We start from the raw sequence: 4,388 nt of genomic DNA, 5'->3' as shown, positions 1-4,388 counted from the left end.
AAGATCATTATCACCTAGGGTATTGTCCCCGCTACTTGTCACAGGATATACTTGATATTTTAAGGCATGATCCAGGTTTAGTAGAAGTGAAAGTAGCAAAGGTAAATTGTAAGCATTCAGCTATCAGCTATCAGCTATCAGCTATCAGCTATCAGCTATCAGCTATCAGCTATCAGCTATCAGCTATCAGCTATCAGCTATCAGCTATCAGCTATCAGCTATCAGCTAAAGGCTTATGGCTTATGGCTTATGGCCACACTACTGTTCGCGTAGCGAATGGCTGACGGCTGACGGCTGACGGCTGACTGCTGAATGCTTACGGTAAATTTACCTCCTTCTCCGCTCAAGTCTCGGTTATTGTGTAAGATGACTTATTCAGGTTTTGAGGGATATGAGCCCTATGCTCACAAGACCTATCAGCCGTTAACTAAGGAAAAAGAAAAGTCGAAAAACTTGGTTTGCCCGATGTAAATAATACTCCTTCAAAGAAGCGCGATCGCATTACCCCTTCTACCGTCCAGATATTAGGCGTTTTTGATTTCATACGAATAAAACCTCACCCCCTAAAACCTTTCTCCAGTGGGTTTTCCCAGTGATCGGGGGAAACTAGAAGCGATGCTCCTTTGGACCCGCCTTTACACGGGGGTAATTACCAGTGATCAGAAGTTCAGTTCTGAGAATTAATTACCACATGGCGTCGAAAAATGCAACTCCCTATGATAAAACAGCTCGCAATTTTCATCGGAGCCATTCATCTCGCCGCTTCCGTCATCTGGCTTAACTGACGACATGCCCTAGATATTTCTTTCGACTCGGAGCAAGAAAATATCTAAGTTAGGTTATTATTGGCGAGTTATAATCGCCAATAAGTTTCCCCTTTTTTCCAAAATGGGATGCTCCCGTCAAGGTCAGTGTAGGATATAGTGACTTTGTTCGATGATTTTTATATCCTCATCTTTGCCTTTATTGCTCTGTACTGTAATTCTTAGGCCTGGTTTACCTATACTGAGGGCTACTTTGCCTGTATTGAGGGGGATGCTTAGATCTTGTCCTAATACCTTTGGTATTCCACATTGTATTGTTGTTAGCCCTTGGGGGATGAGTGGCATTCCTCCCAGGGTGGCATTGATTGTGTAAAGTTGATCGGCACATCCATCTTCGCTCGTTATGGTTATGCTGGAATTTGAAAAGAAATCTATGCTACTTACTGGGGGATTAAAACCTCTATCGACATATTCGTATTTACCGTTCTCCAGGTGTAACGAACTCACCGGAATTAGGGGTCGGGAGGAGTCGCCCGGAATTAGGGATCCGGAGAAGTCGCCCTCTACCGCACACCCTTCGGTGAATAGCAGTAACATACCCAGGATAAACGCTGCTACTATTTGTTTTGCTTGGCCGATTCTATTCGTCATTTCTTTTTGCTCTCTTTTTGGTTATCAAACAATATCTGACTGACGGCATTCTCATTTACCAATGCGGGCTCCACGGTTTTCCTCTGTGCTATCGGTTCTAAGAATGCGAACGTGCAAGAGCGTGGGTGGCACGGATATCCCATCACTATCAATTGCTACTGGGAGGTAGACGCCCCCATGTTGGATGGGGTTTGCATCCCGGATCGGTTTTTTGGGTTGGGTCTTCCTTCGGTTTTCTCTGGAGCTATTGATTGCTTATCAACAAAGTGATTGCCCTCCTGAATGATCAACCGGCTGAATTTAACACGGATCACAATCACAAGTCAACTATTTATCTGTAAGACCGCGCTGCATCGCTTTTGGAATTAGGCAAAAATTCCCGCGAAAATTCCCACACTTCCCACACTCCCCGCGCCCAGGCCCCACACTCCCCTTCTTTTTTACAAATATGAGATGCACCAATATATTGCCATTAGAGCCGAAATCCTCAATAGATAATCCGCTACTTTGCGTTGTTTATAACATTGTTTTTAAGACTGGTAACTGGGTTTACCGGGACAAATAAATTCATCAGAGAAACTGGGTATTATCGGAGCTTGAATATTTTCGGTATTAGCAATGTCTGCATTCCTATCATGGGAACTAAGTACTATAACAGACAAATTTATAAGTCAACTTGGTTCCATTCCTGTTCCCCTCCATCTAAACGCTTCTGATTTTGGAGGATGGGGTATTCTTTTCCCCTGGCCGTAGGCCACGCTACCCGAACAAACTTCCCAATTCGATCAAACTGTACCTCTGCCGACTCTTTCAATAATTTGTTACAAAAGTTTTTAAAATATGCTATAATATTAAGATTTTTATGTTACAATGAAACCGTGGACATTCAAATCCACGGGAAGAGCCAGCCTGACGTACTTGCTAGGGCGAAGGCTGGCTCTGGGTACCCCTTAAAGTAAAGGAGATAACTTCATATTATGTCCGATAGTCCAAGCCTATACCCATGGGTCATGATTAGGCTATTACCACCGATGCCACCAGTCGTTTTCGCTCGGTTCCCCAACTGTTATGATGCCAAAGGTTATTTGCAGACCCTGAAACAGCTGGTGCCTGATGCTAAGTTTCTAATAGTTTTCGATATAAGTGTGCCGATTGAGCAAGAGGAATGACTAATCACAAAAAGGGAAAAATTTACATCGTAGGTGCTGGTCCAGGAGATGTTAACTACTTAACCGTAAGGGGGCAACAACTGCTGACTCAAGCTCAAGTGTTGGTCTATGATGCTCTCGTAGATTCCCTTTTATTGCAACTGGTGCCCTGTGATTGTCAACTGTTCCATGTAGGGAAACGGGGTGGACGCCCTTCTACACCCCAAGCTAGGATTAACCAACTACTAGTAGACCAATGCCGACAAGGCAAGCAAGTCGTAAGGCTAAAAAGTGGTGACCCGTTTATTTTCGGGCGCTCTAGCTCAGAAATTCAGGCATTGATTGCTGCTGAGTGTCAGTTTGAAGTGATACCAGGCATTTCCTCAGCCCTAGCCGCTCCCTTACTAGCCGGAATTCCTTTAACAGATTCAGTTTTGAGCAAATGCTTTGCCGTTGTCACTGCTCATCAGCCAGAGCAACTAGATTGGGAAGCACTAGCAAGAATTGACACCTTGGCGATTTTAATGGGAGGGCGTCATCTAGCAGAAATTGTCCAACAGCTGCAACGCTATGGGCGATCGCATCAGACTCCCATTGCTCTGATTCGGAATGGTGGACGCCCCCAGCAACAGGTTTGGCTGGGTACTTTAAGCACTATTGTAAACCAAACCCTTGGTATCTCCCTCTCTCCTGTGGTAATTGTAGTTGGTGAAGTAGTGGGGTTAAGGGCATCTATGGGATTAGCTGATCAAGACCAGTCGCAGAGTGAAGGTTATCAAGACAAGGTTCAAGGGGCAACCGAAACTACTAAGGCGCTTACTGGAAAAACTGTCTTAGTTACCCGTTCCGCTAGTCAATCCCAAAAATTTAACCAGCTCCTGGCACAACAAGGAGCGACTATTATCGAAATGCCCACCTTGGTGATTACGCCTCCTTCCAGTTGGGCTGGATTAGATTATGCGATCGCTAATCTCGCTAACTTCGATTGGTTGATTCTCACCTCTAGCAATGGGGTCGATTACTTTTTTAAACGATTACTGGATAATGGCAAAGATGCCCGTGCCTTAGTCGGGATTAAGATTGCTGTGGTGGGTAAGAAAACTGCCGCGAGTCTGAAACAACACAATTTACAACCGGACTTTATCCCACCAAACTTTGTGGCTGATTCTTTGGTGGAACATTTTCCAGAGTCTTTAACTAACAAACAAGTGCTTTTCCCCCGAGTGGAAACCGGTGGGCGAGAAGTATTAGTAAAAGAACTAACGGAAAAAGGTGCTCAAGTAGTAGAAGTTGCTGCCTATGAGTCTGGTTGTCCAGATTACATGGCTCCTGCTATTTTAGATGCTTGGCAACAGAGAGCAATAGATATTGTTACCTTTGCTAGTTCTAAAACCGTCAAGAATTTTTACAAACTTCTCAAACAAGCTTTTAACTCTTCCACGGAAACTAACCAAGCCTACTCTAGTGCCGACGGCGAACAATCTCCACCCTTAAAAACTCTCCATTCCCTTTTAGACAATGTCTGTATCGCTTCGATTGGTCCCCAAACATCCGAAAGCTGTCGCCAGTTGCTAGGCAGGGTAGATGTAGAAGCAGTTGAATATACTTTAGAAGGTTTAACTGAGGCGATTGTGGCATGGGAGACTGGGAGAGGGGGAAAGACAGAAAAGCAGAGATAATGTGATTTCATGGAATCCCACAACTCACAACAAGCCAAAATCGAGACCCCAAGAATTAAATTAGATCAAGTCTGGGGGGGCGACAACTCGCCCAAAAAGCAACAGGTGCGCTTGACCTTGGCGAATTAAATTCGCCAAGGTCAAGA

General features: G+C 44.6%; 3 protein-coding genes and 1 pseudogene. 3 read left to right on the top strand and 1 reads right to left on the bottom strand.

Annotated features, from left to right (window positions below; genetic code table 11):
* Window positions 1–284, top strand: a pseudogene (locus F6K37_RS33160) (DNA-binding protein); the annotation flags it as partial.
* Between the two features lie 624 nt (window positions 285–908).
* Here F6K37_RS33160 and F6K37_RS33155 read toward each other — a convergent pair.
* Complete coding sequence (locus F6K37_RS33155) at window positions 909–1,415, bottom strand: hypothetical protein (RefSeq protein ID WP_008188763.1); 507 nt, start codon at window positions 1,413–1,415, stop codon at window positions 909–911.
* Between the two features lie 977 nt (window positions 1,416–2,392).
* Between F6K37_RS33155 and F6K37_RS33150 the strand changes: the two genes are divergently transcribed.
* Complete coding sequence (locus F6K37_RS33150) at window positions 2,393–2,584, top strand: hypothetical protein (RefSeq protein WP_287254920.1); 192 nt, start codon at window positions 2,393–2,395, stop codon at window positions 2,582–2,584.
* Window positions 2,581–4,242 carry a uroporphyrinogen-III C-methyltransferase gene (cobA, locus tag F6K37_RS33145; RefSeq protein WP_287254918.1) on the top strand — a complete coding sequence of 554 codons (1,662 nt, stop codon included), beginning with the start codon at window positions 2,581–2,583 and terminating at the stop codon, window positions 4,240–4,242. Before F6K37_RS33150 ends, cobA begins: the two co-directional genes overlap by 4 nt.
* Window positions 4,243–4,388: the final 146 nt, after the last annotated feature.

Origin of the sequence: Moorena sp. SIO4E2, from assembly GCF_010671945.1 — a bacterium.
Taxonomy (GTDB): Bacteria; Cyanobacteriota; Cyanobacteriia; order Cyanobacteriales; family Coleofasciculaceae; genus Moorena; species Moorena producens.
Note: the sequence above shows the minus strand (reverse complement) of the source record. Positions and strands in the feature narration are given on the sequence as shown.